Consider the following 14,482-nt stretch of genomic DNA (forward strand, 5'->3'; position numbering starts at 1 on the left):
ATTTTGAAATTGTATTCATAGTGAGAGGATTTGAATTTGAAATGATAGATAATTTTTGGCGTGAATTACCACGACCATTTTTCGTACTTGCACCAATGGAAGATGTGACAGACGTTGTTTTCCGTCACGTAGTAAGTGAAGCAGGTCGTCCGGACGTATTCTTCACAGAGTTTACAAACTCGGATAGCTATTGTCATCCAGAAGGTATGAAAAGTGTACGTGGCCGTTTAATTTTTACAGAAGACGAACAGCCGATAGTGGCACATATTTGGGGAGACAATCCCGAATACTTCCGTCAAATGAGTATTGGTATGGCAGAACTAGGATTTAAAGGCATCGATATTAACATGGGTTGCCCAGTACCGAACGTTGCATCAAGAGGAAAAGGTAGTGGCCTTATTCTACGTCCAGACGTTGCGGCAGAACTTATCCAAGCAGCAAAAGCGGGCGGACTACCTGTCAGCGTAAAAACACGACTTGGCTTTAAAGAGTTAAGCGAGTGGGAAGATTGGTTAACGCACATTTTCAAACAAGATATTGCAAACCTTTCTATTCACTTACGTACAAGAGAAGAAATGAGCCAAGTAGATGCGCATTGGGAACTAATTCCGGAAATTAAAAAATTACGTGACCGTATCGCACCAAATACGTTAATAACAATCAATGGAGACATCCTTGATCGTAAAATGGGGCTGGAACTTGCTGAAAAATACGGCATTGATGGCGTAATGATCGGACGAGGCATCTTCAAAAATCCATTTGCTTTTGAAAAAGAGCCAAGAGAGCATAGCAGTAAAGAGCACCTAGATCTTTTAAGACTACAACTTGATCTTCAAGATCAATATGCAGAAGTACTGCCACGCTCAATCACAGGGCTTCACCGCTTCTTCAAAATTTATGTAAAAGGCTTCCCTGGAGCTGCTGAATTGAGAAATCAATTGATGAGTACGAAATCGACTGATGAGGTGCGTGCTTTGTTGGATAAGTTTGAGGATAGTGTTGGTGTGGCTCAGGATAGTGAGACGGTTTAACTTTTAAGCAGTTAAATCATTTCATGTATGACATGAGTGAGTTGAAAATAAGCGTAGAGCTGGAAAAGAACAGTGTATTTGAGAAATCAAAGCACTGTTTTTTTCTTTTAGTTAATGTTAAGAGAGAAATCTTTTTATAGGCATATAAAAAACACGTAAGAGCTGTGTAGATACAATGATAGAGAAAAGTTCGGGTAAGACTATAAAACATATCTTTAAAATGTTAAAGTATTAATTTAGCGGATAATAACTAAAAGGTTAGATTAAACATGATAATTTAAAGCACGTTATAGGATAAACTTTAACTGCTGAATAAATAATCAACATTTCAGGAGGAAACCCAATGGCAATGAGCAACAACGATATATTAAAAAGAGTACGATACGCTTTAGACATAAGAGATATAGATATGGTAGAAATCTTTAAACTTGGCGGGATGGAAGTAACGAAAGAAGACGTAGTTGATATGCTTACAAAAATAAAGAGGGCTCCTCAGCATGAAGCTGAAAATGATGAGGTAGCTGAAGATGAGTACGTATTAACATGCGATATGATGATGTTAGAGGCATTTTTAAATGGATTTATTACTTTAAAAAGAGGAAAGCAAGATCCGAAACCAGGGCAGCCTGCACCTGTACAGAGCAAGGAGAGTGCCAATAACCTTCTTCTAAAGAAAATGAAAATCGCACTATCTTTAACGAGTGAGGATGTACTTGATATATTAGATAGCGTAGGCGTTACGGTAACAAAAGGAGAGTTAGGCGCTCTATTAAGAAAAAAAGGTCATAAAAATTACAAAGAGTGCGGCGATAGATACGCAAGGAATTTCATTAAGGGATTAGGTGTAAAGTATAGAGGGTGATAAGCTTGCTAAAGCAGTAAATGATATAATAGGTAGAGTAGGACGTTCGTATCCTACTCTTTTTTATTTGTAAAAATACTATGCTAGGTGATGAAATGGTACATACATATTTAGGTGAGACAATTAATTTTCATATAACTTATAAGAAGAAAAAGTCCGTGCGTCTTTTTGTGGATTCGTATGGAAATGTGGAAGTGCAGGCTCCGAAAGGAACACCTGTTGAATACTTAGTCCAGTTGCTAGAGGAGAAGTGGGATTGGATTCAGACAACACGTAAGGAAATGGCGGAGCGAGCGCATGGACCACAGGAAAAGGATTATGATCAAGGAGAGGGCTTTTTGTATTTAGGGAATACGTATCCGATACAGATTTCCCAAGATGCAAGCATTGAGCAAGACAATGCGATTTTTGAAGGGGATAAGTTACATATTTATGTAAAAGAGCTAAAGGATGAGAAAATACAGCAAGCTTTAAAACGATTTTACTATAAGCAGTGTAAGTCATTAGTAGAGAAGAGTATTAAAGCGCATCAAAGTAACTTTAAAACAAAACCACGTTCTATTCGTATTACAGATAGTAGTCGTACTTGGGGTACTTGCGATTCGAATTTACAACTAACATTCAATTGGAAGCTAGCAATGGCACCACAGCGAGTAATTGACTATGTAGTTGTTCATGAAATGTGTCATATGGTTCATTTAAATCATGATCGATCTTTTTGGCGTCTTGTCGGGAAGATAATGCCTGATTATAAAGAAATGGAGAATTGGTTAGCGTTATCTAGTTGGAAGATGACGGTTTAGGAAGGGATATCGATTTTTGTCTGTAAATCGATATTTCTTGTCGAATCGTTGATATATTGTGAGTTTTGATAGATATATTTTAAAAATCGTTGATATATTGTAAGTTATGATAGATATATTCGAAAAATCGTTGATATAATTTCATTTACTACAGGATTGTTCAACAAATCGAAAAGAGAAGAGGTCACAGCAGACATCTCCTCTTTTCGAGTATATAGATTATCGCCCAAACTTCACAATGAAAGTATCTGCTGTTTTCTCCATCTCATACCCGAGATACCCCTCCGAAAGCAAAGCCTGCTGTCCACTAGCATCACTCATTAGAATACTTTGAATATCCGTCCAATCGCTTTCTTTATCTCCGCGCAATTTCTTCACAAAAACATACCGCAGACTACCACCATACTTCTCCTTTAGTGCAGCAATCGCCATCCCTTGCGCAAACTTATCCTTCAAACTCGGGATGTTAAAAGGAGCAACGGTGCAGCATACATAATCATATTTGCTATCTTCTTTTTGTAATTCGTCCATGATGACGTTTGCTAATATTTTTTGCATCCCATTTCCTCGGCAGTTCGGATGAACGTTTGAGATTTCTTGATAGATAACGCGGTGTAGTTCACTTTCTGGCAAACCAATATCGAGCCCTAAATGTTCATCATCGATAGGAGGGACGAGTAGAGCGCGAAATGCGATGAGTTCGTTTTCGATAAAAGCACCGATCATCATGCCGTTTCCTTCTAGAATGTATTGAAATTCTTCTAACGATAGTGGTTGTAAACGACTTTTATCTTCTAGTGCTTCAACTACAATGTTTTGTAGTGATAAAATTTGTTCGATGTGCTCTAGTGATAGTAATGTAACGTGAAATGGATTGTTATTTTGTTTTAATGTTCCTTCGTATAGAACCGCCATATGATAGTCCTCCTTTAGCTTACAACGTCTTGAAAGACGGTGAGTTCTTGTAATGTATCTTCGTTTATTTCAATGCCGAGTCCAGGCTTTTCGTTTAAGCGAATGAATGGTACGTCGTAATGTAAGTTTCCGATGTCTTTTGTGAATTTTAATGGCCCTGTTAGCTCTACGCTCGTAATGATTTTCTTTGAGAAAGCGACATGGAATCCTGCGGAAGAGGCAACAGATGATTCGACCATTGATCCCACTTGGCATTCAATGCCTGCCATTTCTGCTTGATGAGCGAGCTTTACAGCTGGATATATGCCGCCGCATTTCATTAGTTTTATATTTACTTTATCAGCAGCTTCTAATTTAATAATTTGGCGCATTTCACGAGAACTTTTTAATCCTTCATCAATCATAAGCGGGAGGTCTGTTTTAGAACGAATATGAGCCATGGCATCAATATCGTCCGCGATAACAGGTTGTTCAATCCAGTCAATGTTTAAATGTCCTAATGAACGTAGTGCTGTTAATGTGTTTGCGCTATTTTTCCAGCCTTGGTTTACATCAACGCGAATAGCGATGTCATTTCCTACACGTTCTCGTACAGCTTCAATACGTTTTACATCTTCTTTTACATTTGTACCAACTTTCATTTTGAAAGATTGGTAACCTTTTTGAATCATAGAAGCAGCTTCTTCAGCCATGTTTTCTGGATCGGCAATACTTAAAACGTGAGTGACAGGGAATTCTTCATGGTAGCGCCCGCCAATTAATTGATATACAGGTTGATTTAGTTTTTTGCCCATTATATCAAAACAAGCAATATCAATTGCGGCTTTCGCTGTTGGAACACCGTAAATTGTATTGTCCATCATGTCGTGTATTTTTTCGATATTCATTGGATTTTGCCCGATTAGAGCAGGGGTTAGCGTATGTTTTAAAGTATGGAAAGTACTTTCCCATGATTCACCTGTGACGTGATCATCAGCAACGCCTTCACCGTAACCGATAATACCTTCATCCGTTTCCATTTTGACGATAATAGAGGGCATATCAGAATAAGAGCCATAACTAATAACAAACGGATTGCGAAGCGGTAAACGAATTGCGTAAAGATGAATAGCTGTAATTTTCATTGAATAGAAACCCCTTCCTGTTTACAATAGTTTTATAGATTTGATATAGTTGACGTTAAATAGTCGTTAATTAATGATAAGGAGTTAGAGAAAATGATGATAAAAATTGCAGTTGTCGGTTCAAAGGAATTTATGGACAACCTTTTTCCCATTGCTCAAAAATTAGAAGGAATAGAAATTGATCCATATATTTACCTTCATCCGGCGGAATCTTCTGAACTATTAAAGTGTTTAAAGCCTTGTGATGTCATCTTTTTCTCAGGTGCTTTACCTTATTATATGGCAAAAGAAATAAGAGAACAATTACGAATTCCAAGTATATACTTACAGCAAGACGAGACAACTGTCGCATCTTCAATTCTTTCTATCATGTATCATCAAAGTATTCAACCACATAACATTTCCATCGATTTAGTAGACCGCTCTTTTATTACAAATGTGTTCCATGATATCGGTATAAAAGAAAGCCCGCAAGTGTTGGATTATGAAAATATGCTGTGGAGTAAAGATGAGATAAATAGAGTTATCGATTTTCATGTAGCTAAATATCAATCTGGAGAGGCTCATTTAGCTTTAACTAGTATTCACGCTGTTTACGACGAGCTTCAAAAAATAGGTGTTCCTTCAGAGCGTATGATTGATCCAACACAATCCATTATACATGGGCTAAAAGATGCAAAAATAAAAGCTGAGTTAGCAAAAAGCTATTCAGCTACTGTTGGTGCTTGTATTATTTCTTCCTTAGAATTACGAACGAGTTTGCTTGAAAAACTAGATGTCATTTCAAAAGAACTACGTGGTTCATTTAAACAAGTGGATGAAATGACATGCATTTTGTATACAACTCGTGGTGATATCGAATCAATTATTAAAACAAATGCGATAGATAACTTGTTTGCGAGCGTAGAAGGAACGATAGCTATTGGATTTGGTTATGGGAAAACCGTGAAAGAAGCGGAGCAAAATGCAAAAATTGCTCAAAGTTTTGCAAAGAACAATCCAATAGATCGTTGTTTTTATATACTAACAAGTGATAAAGATTTGTTTGGTCCGTTCCCGAAAGAACAGAGAGTACAAAGTTTGAAAAATGATAATCCGGAACTAATGAAAATAGCGAAGGAAACAAAGCTTAGTCCGGCCAACTTGTCAAAAATCATTCAATTTAGTCAATCGCACCCGTCATTGAAGTTTACAGCAGCTGATCTTTCTGAGTACTTACAAGTGACTCGAAGATCGACAGAAAGGTTGTTAAAGAAATTAGTTGATTACGGGTATGCTCATATTTGCGGCGAGGAAATGCCCTATCAACAAGGGCGACCTCGCGCACTATATGAACTGAATTTACCGCTATTTTTAAGCTTCTAGTTGAGCTTTTTGTTTCTTTAGTAGTTCTGCTTTTTCAATGTCTGATAGTTTTACAATTGTGAAGCCTGTTATACCATAAATGATTGAGATAATAGGTACGATGAAATTCAAAATAGCATAAGGGGCATATTCAAATGCACCTACGCCAAGTGTAGCGAGAATAAATACACCGCACGTATTCCAAGGAACGAAGACAGAAGTTAATGTTCCGCCATCTTCTAATGCTCTGGATAAGTTTTTTGAATGTAGTCCTTTTTCTGTGTATGCATTTGCGTACATTCTTGAAGGGACAACAATTGAAATATATTGTTCAGAGCAAGTAAGGTTTGTTGCAAAACAAGATGCGATAGTAGAAGCGATAAGCCCTTTTGCTGATTTCGCTAACTTTAAAATTTGATTTACAATTGAGCGAAGAATACCTGTATGTTCTAATACTCCTCCGAAAGTCATAGCGACAATTGTCATCGAGACTGTATTCATCATCGAATCTAAGCCACCGCGGTTAAATAGTTCGTCTACTAGCTTGTTTCCAGTGTCTATAACAAATCCAGCTTGGAGTGCACCGACAGATGCTGAGACAGAACCACCTTGAATAAAGACTTGTGATAAAAATCCTAAAATAATACCGACGAGAATCGCTGGTATAGCAGGGACCTTTTTAGCGACCAATACCATAACGACTACGGGTATAATGAGTAGGAAAGGTGAGATAACAAAGTTTTGTTGCAATACTTGTAACGTTTGATCGATGCTCTTCGCATCAATATTGTTAGCGCCGAAGCTTCTTCCTAAGACCGCGTAGACGATAAGAGTAATAATTAAACCTGGAACTGTAGTAAATAACATATGACGAATGTGTGCGAATAAATCTGTATTTGTTAATCCTGCGGCTAAGTTAGTTGTGTCTGAAAGCGGTGACATTTTATCGCCAAAATAAGAGCCTGAAATAATGGCACCAGCAACCATTGGAGCTGGAATTCCCATACTTAGGCCAATTCCCATTCCAGCAACACCAATTGTGCCCATTGTAGACCAAGAGCTACCAATTGCTAATGCAACGATAGAACAAATGACGGTAATGGAAACTAAAAATAGTGATGGAGTTAAAAGTTTTAAACCGTAATAAATCATCGTTGCGACGATTCCACCGCCAATCCAAGCACCAATTGTTAAGCCAACAAGAATAATAATGACGATAGCGGGTAATGCAAGACGAATCCCTTTATACATTGCTTCTTCAAGATCATTCCATTTGTAACCGTAACGCCAAGCGACAATAGAAGCAACGGTTGTACCAATAATAAGTGGAACGTGAGGGGTTTGTTTTAATATAACAATTGTAACCATCATAACTGCAACGGTAATGATAATAGGGATAATCGCTATTCCAAAAGGTATTTCTTTTTTCATAAAGTTCCTCCTTGTTACGTATGTTTGTTTGTATTTTTAGAATTGTCGTAAAATAGACGTTTATTAGGTTATGATAACTAAAAGTTTATGTAAGCGTCAACATAAAAAACAGAAAATAAGGAATATTCTAGTTGTTTGTTTGGTTTGTAATATAAGTGCAGAGTAAGCTTTTTAAGTATTTAAAAATAAACAATTGACTTTTTTCTTAAAATTCAATATGTTCATAAAAACATCTGTTTTTCATAAGTATAATTAACCCGAATCGTTTGTAATGTGGGAAGGAGACTGGAACGTTGAAAACATTAGAACTACAAGAGCGCTTAACGGAGATTTTTCAGCATTTACACGAAAACCCTGAAGTAAGTTGGAAAGAATATGAAACGACAGCGTATATTACTGACTTTTTAAAAGAAGAAGGAATTTCATATAGAACATTTGATGATTGTCCAGGTGTAATTGCTGAGATTGGAGGCGGGAATCCAGTTATTGCGATTCGTGCTGATATGGATGCACTTTGGCAAGAAGTAAATGGAGAATTTAAAGCGAACCATTCATGTGGCCATGATGCTCATATGACCATTGTAATGGGACTTATTTTACAATTGAAAAATATGAGATGGAAAAGTGGTACGGTTAGATTTATTTTTCAGCCAGCAGAAGAGAAGGGTAATGGTGCTTTGAAGATGGTGGAGAAAGGTGCTGTAGATGATGCTGATTTCTTATTTGGCGTCCATCTAAGACCAATTGAAGAACTATCTTTGAAACAAGCAGCCCCATCTATTCGTCATGGAGCAGCAGGATTTTTAGAGGGTATGATTCATGGGGAGGATGCACACGGGGCAAGACCACATCAAGGTGTGAATGCAATTGATGTCATTTCCATGATTAATATCGGTTTGAAAAATATCTGGCTGCCACCGCAAAGTTCTTATTCAGTAAAAATGACGAGATGCCAAGCTGGTGGTGATAATTTAAATATTATTCCGGGAAATGGTCATTTCAGTTTAGATGTAAGAGCAGAGAGTAATATACTATTAGAAGAATTAAAGAAAAAGATTGAGCATGTAATAGAATCAGCTGCATCGATGGGATCAAAAACTTCATACGAATGGATGGATCTTGCACCAGGAGCAGAGGTTTCCGAAGAAGCAGAGCGCTTTATGCGTAAAGGTATTCTCGAAGTGTATGGGGAAGAGAGATGCACAGGGCCTCTCTATACGACAGGAAGCGATGATTTCCATTACTATACAGTGAAAAGACCACATTTAAAAGCTGTCATGCTTGGACTAGGAGCAGACCTACAACCTGGATTACACCATCCGTATATGAGGTTTGATCATAGTTGTATTATGGATGGGGTAGAAATATTGAAACAAACTGTATTGAAAGTGTTAGAAGACAGGGGCTAGAGAGCTCCTGTTTTTTTGTCGTGAATTGTCGGCAAATCGATATATTTGAAAAATCGTTGATATATTTTGAGTTATGATAGATATATTGAGAAAATCGTTGATATATTTGAAGTTATGATAGATATATTGAGAAAATCGTTAATATAATTTCACGTACCTATTAATTTGATGAAAAATGAGCCTCCAGTACATGGTGTATAATAATAAGTACCATTTTTTAATAGGAGAAAACGAATGAACGAACAATATTACGATGCAGTTTTACATATAAAAACAGTCGGTGAGCAAAAAGGGTTTAACAAGTCTATGCATTATCATCGCTATGAACCGACACCGTATAGCGGGTTAGATGAGTTATTGAATCAATATGAAATACGAAGTAGCGACCGAATTGTAGACTTTGGGTGCGGAAAAGGGCGATTAAACTTTTATATGCATCATAAATGTGGTGCTTCAGCAGTTGGAATTGAAATGAATGAAGAGTTTTATAAAGAAGCGATGGATAATCGAGATCGTTATGCACGAAAGGCACGAAACAGTAAGGGGAAAATTCAATTCCAATGTTGTTTAGCGCAGGAATATGAGATTGATCCACATGATAATAGGTTTTATTTCTTTAATCCATTTTCTGTACAAGTGTTTATGAATGTAGTAAATAACATTTTGCTTTCAGTAGAAGAAACGGGGAGAGAAGTGGATATTATTTTATATTATCCTTCTGAGGACTATATTTTCTTCTTAGAAAATCAGACTGCGTTTGAGCTGAAGAAAGAAGTTAGATTGCCAGGTGCTTATGAGAAGAATGGGAATGAGAGGTTTTTAGTGTATAGATTGGAGTGTTAATGTATGGGTGCTTGGGGAGTAGCACTATTATCAGACGATATTGCTGAAGATATTAAGTTACTGTATAAGGATTTGTTAGCAAATGAATATTCAAATGAGGACGCAAGTAGGATTGTAATTGAGGAATACAAGAATGAATTAGATGATGAAGAGACTATTGTTTTTTGGTTGGTATTTTCTTCCATACAATGGAAGTTAGGGAGACTTCAAGAGAATGTTAAGCAGGAGGCATTGCAAATAATAGAAAGTGGTGCAGATTTAGCCCGTTGGGAAGAAGAACCTAAATTACAGAAGAAACGTGAAGTAGTTTTAAATAAACTAAGAGAGCAGTTACATTCTCGGCAGCCAGAAGCTAAAAAAGTGCCGAAAAGATTTATAGCTAATACTTCTTTAAAAGCAGGTGATGCTGTTAGTTATGAATTAGTATCAGGGAGTTGTATTATTCTTAAAGTCATTGAGATTATTGAGGAATGGCACGGAGATAGGTATCCTCTATTTGAAATATGTGATTGGGAAGGCAAAGAAGTTCCTTCAAAGGAACAAATTAACCAATTTGGTTTAAAGAAAAGGATTTATGAAGATGGAAAGCAAGAAATGATGAAACTTGCTATTTATCCTTCAGGAAAAAGAGATAATCCAACTAAGAGAATGCAAATAGTAGCAGAAAATGTAAAAGTAGTATTGAATGTAGGTACACCTTATACAGTAATGAGTTGGAAGGAACTTGATAACTATTTACATGAAATATAATAAAAAAGACGCGCTACCAATAGGTAGCGCGTCTTTTTTATTAGTTACGGATTAAGTAATCAAATGCACCTAAAGCTGCGTTTGCACCTGAACCCATAGAGATGATGATTTGTTTGTACGGATTATTTGTACAGTCACCTGCAGCAAACACTCCTGGTACGTTTGTAGCACCGTGCTTGTCTGTTACGATTTCACCGCGAACGCGTTCAACTGTTTCGCCTAACCAGTCTGTGTTTGGCACAAGACCGATTTGTACGAATACACCTTGTAATTCAACGTGATGAACTTCTTCAGTTTCACGATCGATGTAAGAAATACCGTTTACTTTATCAGTACCAGTGATTTCTTTCGTTTGAACGTTTTTCAGAACAGTTACGTTTGGTAAGCTGTTAAGACGCTCTTGTAATACAGCATCAGCTTTTAATTCTGGCATGAATTCAAGAACAGTTACGTGCTTAACGATACCTGCTAAGTCGATAGCTGCTTCAATACCAGAGTTACCTCCACCGATAACTGCTACGTCTTTTCCAGTGAATAATGGACCGTCACAGTGTGGGCAATATGCTACACCTTTATTTTTGAACTCAGCTTCACCTGGTACGCCAACATTACGCCAGCGAGCACCTGTAGAAACGATTACGCTCTTACTTTTCAGAATAGCGCCGTTTTCAAGTTCCACTTCAATAAGTTCTTTTTTCTCTAAACGTTTCGCACGTTGTAGATTCATTACATCGATGTCGTATTCTTTTACGTGTTCTTCAAGGCTTGCTACTAGCTTAGGACCTTCAGTCTTTTTTACGCTGATGAAGTTCTCAATGCCCATAGTATCCATTACTTGACCACCGAAGCGCTCAGCAACGATACCAGTGCGGATGCCTTTACGTGCTGCGTAAATTGCTGCACTTGCACCAGCAGGGCCACCACCAACAACAAGAACATCGTATGGATCTTTATCAGAAAGCTCTGATGCATCTGGACCGTTACCCATTTTAGCTAAAATTTCTTCAAGTGTCATACGACCGCTTCCGAAAGATTCGCCGTTTAGGTAAACAGTTGGTACTGCCATGATGTCTTTGCTTTCTACTTCCTCTTTGAATGCAGCGCCATCAATCATAGTATGTGTAATACCAGGGTTAAGAACGCTCATTACGTTAAGAGCTTGTACAACATCAGGACAGTTATGACAACTTAGGCTGATATAAGATTCAAAATGATATTCGCCTTGAATGTTTTTAATTTGATCGATTAATTTTTGTTCAACTTTTGGAGCGCGTCCACTTACTTGTAGTAAAGCTAACACTAATGATGTAAATTCGTGTCCTAATGGAATACCAGCGAATACGACACCAGTGTCTTCACCAGGGCGGTTTACGCTAAAGCTTGGTGTTCTCTCTAATTCAACTTTTTCTACTGTAATCTTAGATGACATAGTAGCTAATTCGTCTATTAGAGCTAACATATCTTTAGATACGTTATCGTCTCCTGCGCTTACCTTAAGTAAAATATCGTTCTCCATTAATTGAAGGTATTGGGATAGTTGTGTTTTTATATCTGCATCTAGTATCATTTTGATCGAACTCCTTAGATTTTGCCTACAAGGTCAAGGCTTGGTTTAAGTGTTGCAGAACCCTCTTGCCATTTAGCTGGGCAAACTTCACCTGGGTTGTTACGTACGTATTGAGCAGCTTTAATTTTGTTAACAAGAATGCTTGCGTCACGGCCGATACCGTCAGCATTGATTTCCATAGATTGGATAACGCCGTCTGGATCGATGATGAATGTACCACGAGCAGCAAGACCTTCTTCTTCCATTAAAACGTTGAAGTTTGTAGTGATTGTGCGAGTTGGGTCACCAATCATGATGTACTCGATTTTGCCGATAGTTTCTGAGCTATCATGCCATGCTTTGTGAGTGAAGTGAGTGTCTGTAGATACAGAGTATACTTCAACGCCTAAGTCTTTTAGAGTTGCGTATTGGTTTTGTAAGTCTTCAAGTTCAGTTGGGCAAACGAATGTGAAGTCAGCTGGGTAGAAACAAACTACACTCCATTTTCCTTTTAAACTTTCGTCAGTAACTTGGATAAATTCTCCATTATGGTAAGCATTAGCTTTAAACGGTTTTACTTCTGTGCCGATTAATAACATATTAAAATTCCTCCTAAATGTTGGTTTTGAGCATCAAAAAATAGTGTGCTCATAAAATATATTTTTTAATTAACTATAATAATTCTAATTCGATATTAATTATCATATGGAAGTGGTTATTTTGTCAAGAGAATAAACCAACTTTATACCGATTTAATTAATATTTATTCTCAATTAAGGCTAACAGAGAATGGAAAGGTAACTTTAAGTTTATAAATTTTCAATGATTGTTTGAAAGAGTAGTGTGTATGTTAGAGATATGGTGTAAGTGTAAATTCTTAGGAAGGAAATATTTCTTAGAAGTTATGTATTTGAAAAGGAACTGCTTATTTCTATTTTACAAAGAATTGTGCGATAAATAAAATAAAATGAATCGAAATCTTTTTGAACAATTTTTGTCATCTCGAATATATAATTAGGAAGTATATTACGATGATAGTTAGAAATATTGACTCAAAGTGCTAACGAGATATAATAAAACCTAGATATACCTTTCAAAAAGAAGAATACATATTTATAGGATGAAAAAATTCAACCTATTATTTTTTATAGCTTTTAGAAAACGCTTACAATTGGTGTGGAGGGGAAACCATGTCTAAGTTCACAAAGTATTTTTTAATGGAAGCTAAAGATGTGATTGCATATGTGAAAGAGAAATTATCTAAGTTTGAACATGCAAAGGGGCTAAAGTGTAAAGAAATAGGTGATGGCAATTTAAATTATGTGTTCCGCGTTTGGGATGAAAAAGAGAACATGTCTGTCATCGTAAAGCAAGCTGGGGATACAGCTCGCATTTCAGATGAGTTTAAGTTGTCGACGAATCGTATTCGCATAGAATCAGATGTTTTGCAGTTAGAGGATGAGTTAGCACCTGGACTTGTTCCTAAGGTGTATTTATTTGATAGTGTGATGAACTGTTGCGTAATGGAAGATTTATCGAATCACACAATATTACGTACAGCACTTATAAATCATCAAATATTTCCGCGGCTTGCTGACGACTTAACTACTTTTATGGTAAATACACTTTTATTAACATCGGATGTTGTAATGAATCATAAAGAGAAGAAGGAACTTGTGAAGAATTATATAAATCCTGAATTATGTGAGATTACAGAGGACCTCGTATATTCAGAACCATTTACAAATCATAATAAGCGTAATGAGTTATTTCCTTTAAATGAGGGATGGATTAGGGAGCATATTTATAGTGATAAAGAGCTTCGTATGGAAGTAGCGAAACGTAAATTTTCTTTTATGACGAATGCACAGGCGCTTATTCATGGTGATTTACATACTGGTTCTGTTTTTGTAAGAGATGATTCTACAAAGGTTATTGATCCTGAGTTTGCTTTTTATGGACCTATGGGATATGACGTCGGGAATGTAATGGCGAATTTAATGTTTGCTTGGGTGAATGCAGATGCAACGATGCTACCTGGAGCTGAGAAAGATACGTATATGGATTGGTTACAAACTACGATGGTAGAGGTAATTGATTTATTTAAGAAGAAGTTTTTAGATGCTTGGGATATTCATGTGACCGAGATTATGGCGAAGGAAGAAGGCTTTAACGAAGCCTATTTACAATCTGTATTAGAGGATACAGCTGCAGTGACAGGTCTTGAATTAATCCGCCGTATTGTTGGATTAGCGAAAGTAAAAGATATTACTTGTATTGAGAATGAGGAAGCACGTGCTAGAGCGGAGCGAATTTGTCTTAAAGTAGCGAAGAGTTTTATTTTACGAGCGAATCAATATAGAACGGGTACAAGTTTTGTAGAAACGTTAAAAGAACAGTCAATGCACTACGCGGAGTAAGGGG

At 36.9% G+C, this 14,482-nt stretch carries 13 protein-coding genes; 8 read left to right on the plus strand and 5 right to left on the minus strand.

Translation table 11 applies throughout. The features are described 5' to 3' along the window. The first annotated feature begins 41 nt into the window (after positions 1 to 41). From CQ064_RS17000 to CQ064_RS17010, 3 genes are all read left to right on the plus strand, one after another. A complete protein-coding gene (locus CQ064_RS17000; RefSeq protein WP_000566700.1) occupies positions 42 to 1,031 on the plus strand; it encodes a tRNA dihydrouridine synthase in 990 nt (329 codons plus the stop codon). Positions 1,032 to 1,374: 343 nt separating this feature from the next. Beyond that, positions 1,375 to 1,893: a YehS family protein gene (locus CQ064_RS17005; protein WP_001251731.1), complete on the plus strand. Its 519-nt coding sequence runs from the start codon at positions 1,375 to 1,377 to the stop codon at positions 1,891 to 1,893. 95 nt (positions 1,894 to 1,988) lie between these two features. Continuing rightward, positions 1,989 to 2,696, plus strand: coding sequence for a M48 family metallopeptidase (locus CQ064_RS17010; RefSeq protein ID WP_000233754.1), 708 nt, complete (start codon positions 1,989 to 1,991; stop codon positions 2,694 to 2,696). Positions 2,697 to 2,915: 219 nt separating this feature from the next. Here the strand turns inward: CQ064_RS17010 and CQ064_RS17015 are convergent, their stop codons facing one another. Further along, on the minus strand, positions 2,916 to 3,611 hold the full coding sequence (locus tag CQ064_RS17015) for a hypothetical protein (protein ID WP_000279914.1): 696 nt from the start codon (positions 3,609 to 3,611) through the stop codon (positions 2,916 to 2,918). Between the two features lie 14 nt (positions 3,612 to 3,625). Beyond that, on the minus strand, positions 3,626 to 4,735 hold the full coding sequence (locus CQ064_RS17020; RefSeq protein ID WP_000704494.1) for a mandelate racemase/muconate lactonizing enzyme family protein: 1,110 nt from the start codon (positions 4,733 to 4,735) through the stop codon (positions 3,626 to 3,628). Between the two features lie 93 nt (positions 4,736 to 4,828). Between CQ064_RS17020 and CQ064_RS17025 the strand changes: the two genes are divergently transcribed. Then, complete coding sequence (locus CQ064_RS17025; protein ID WP_000972797.1) at positions 4,829 to 6,100, plus strand: hypothetical protein; 1,272 nt, start codon at positions 4,829 to 4,831, stop codon at positions 6,098 to 6,100. Here CQ064_RS17025 and nhaC read toward each other — a convergent pair. Further along, on the minus strand, positions 6,089 to 7,510 hold the full coding sequence (gene nhaC / locus CQ064_RS17030; protein ID WP_000711503.1) for a Na+/H+ antiporter NhaC: 1,422 nt from the start codon (positions 7,508 to 7,510) through the stop codon (positions 6,089 to 6,091). The genes CQ064_RS17025 and nhaC overlap by 12 nt on opposite strands. Before the next feature lie 293 nt (positions 7,511 to 7,803). Between nhaC and CQ064_RS17035 the strand changes: the two genes are divergently transcribed. The 3 genes from CQ064_RS17035 to CQ064_RS17045 all read left to right on the plus strand — a co-directional run bounded on the left by CQ064_RS17035 (position 7,804) and on the right by CQ064_RS17045 (position 10,512). Continuing rightward, on the plus strand, positions 7,804 to 8,919 hold the full coding sequence (locus tag CQ064_RS17035) for a M20 peptidase aminoacylase family protein (RefSeq protein ID WP_000853516.1): 1,116 nt from the start codon (positions 7,804 to 7,806) through the stop codon (positions 8,917 to 8,919). A 234-nt stretch (positions 8,920 to 9,153) separates the two neighbouring features. Further along, positions 9,154 to 9,762 carry an SAM-dependent methyltransferase gene (locus CQ064_RS17040; RefSeq protein ID WP_001005624.1) on the plus strand — a complete coding sequence of 203 codons (609 nt, stop codon included), beginning with the start codon at positions 9,154 to 9,156 and terminating at the stop codon, positions 9,760 to 9,762. Between the two features lie 3 nt (positions 9,763 to 9,765). After that, complete coding sequence (locus CQ064_RS17045; protein ID WP_000501509.1) at positions 9,766 to 10,512, plus strand: hypothetical protein; 747 nt, start codon at positions 9,766 to 9,768, stop codon at positions 10,510 to 10,512. Between the two features lie 40 nt (positions 10,513 to 10,552). Here the strand turns inward: CQ064_RS17045 and ahpF are convergent, their stop codons facing one another. Both ahpF and ahpC read right to left on the minus strand, forming a co-directional pair. Then, positions 10,553 to 12,079 (minus strand): alkyl hydroperoxide reductase subunit F, encoded by a 1,527-nt coding sequence (gene ahpF / locus CQ064_RS17050; RefSeq protein ID WP_000599497.1) that lies wholly within the window; start codon positions 12,077 to 12,079, stop codon positions 10,553 to 10,555. Between the two features lie 14 nt (positions 12,080 to 12,093). Beyond that, entirely contained in the window at positions 12,094 to 12,657 is a 564-nt protein-coding gene (ahpC, locus tag CQ064_RS17055) for an alkyl hydroperoxide reductase subunit C (protein ID WP_000924420.1), read from the minus strand. A gap of 591 nt (positions 12,658 to 13,248) precedes the next feature. Between ahpC and mtnK the strand changes: the two genes are divergently transcribed. Continuing rightward, a complete protein-coding gene (gene mtnK / locus CQ064_RS17060) occupies positions 13,249 to 14,478 on the plus strand; it encodes an S-methyl-5-thioribose kinase (protein WP_000033223.1) in 1,230 nt (409 codons plus the stop codon). Positions 14,479 to 14,482 lie beyond the last annotated feature (4 nt).

The organism is Bacillus sp. MYb78 (genome assembly GCF_002975115.1).
Taxonomy (GTDB): Bacteria; Bacillota; Bacilli; order Bacillales; family Bacillaceae_G; genus Bacillus_A; species Bacillus_A cereus.

What these genes read in the sequence shown, in the direction of transcription:
- CQ064_RS17000 (WP_000566700.1), top strand. Translation starts at nt 42, where the DNA reads ATGATAGATAATTTTTGGCGTGAATTACCACGACCATTTTTCGTACTT.
- CQ064_RS17005 (WP_001251731.1), top strand. Translation starts at nt 1,375, where the DNA reads ATGGCAATGAGCAACAACGATATATTAAAAAGAGTACGATACGCTTTA.
- CQ064_RS17010 (WP_000233754.1), top strand. Translation starts at nt 1,989, where the DNA reads ATGGTACATACATATTTAGGTGAGACAATTAATTTTCATATAACTTAT.
- CQ064_RS17015 (WP_000279914.1), bottom strand. Translation starts at nt 3,611, where the DNA reads ATGGCGGTTCTATACGAAGGAACATTAAAACAAAATAACAATCCATTT.
- CQ064_RS17020 (WP_000704494.1), bottom strand. Translation starts at nt 4,735, where the DNA reads ATGAAAATTACAGCTATTCATCTTTACGCAATTCGTTTACCGCTTCGC.
- CQ064_RS17025 (WP_000972797.1), top strand. Translation starts at nt 4,829, where the DNA reads ATGATGATAAAAATTGCAGTTGTCGGTTCAAAGGAATTTATGGACAAC.
- nhaC (WP_000711503.1), bottom strand. Translation starts at nt 7,510, where the DNA reads ATGAAAAAAGAAATACCTTTTGGAATAGCGATTATCCCTATTATCATT.
- CQ064_RS17040 (WP_001005624.1), top strand. Translation starts at nt 9,154, where the DNA reads ATGAACGAACAATATTACGATGCAGTTTTACATATAAAAACAGTCGGT.
- CQ064_RS17045 (WP_000501509.1), top strand. Translation starts at nt 9,766, where the DNA reads ATGGGTGCTTGGGGAGTAGCACTATTATCAGACGATATTGCTGAAGAT.
- ahpF (WP_000599497.1), bottom strand. Translation starts at nt 12,079, where the DNA reads ATGATACTAGATGCAGATATAAAAACACAACTATCCCAATACCTTCAA.
- ahpC (WP_000924420.1), bottom strand. Translation starts at nt 12,657, where the DNA reads ATGTTATTAATCGGCACAGAAGTAAAACCGTTTAAAGCTAATGCTTAC.
- mtnK (WP_000033223.1), top strand. Translation starts at nt 13,249, where the DNA reads ATGTCTAAGTTCACAAAGTATTTTTTAATGGAAGCTAAAGATGTGATT.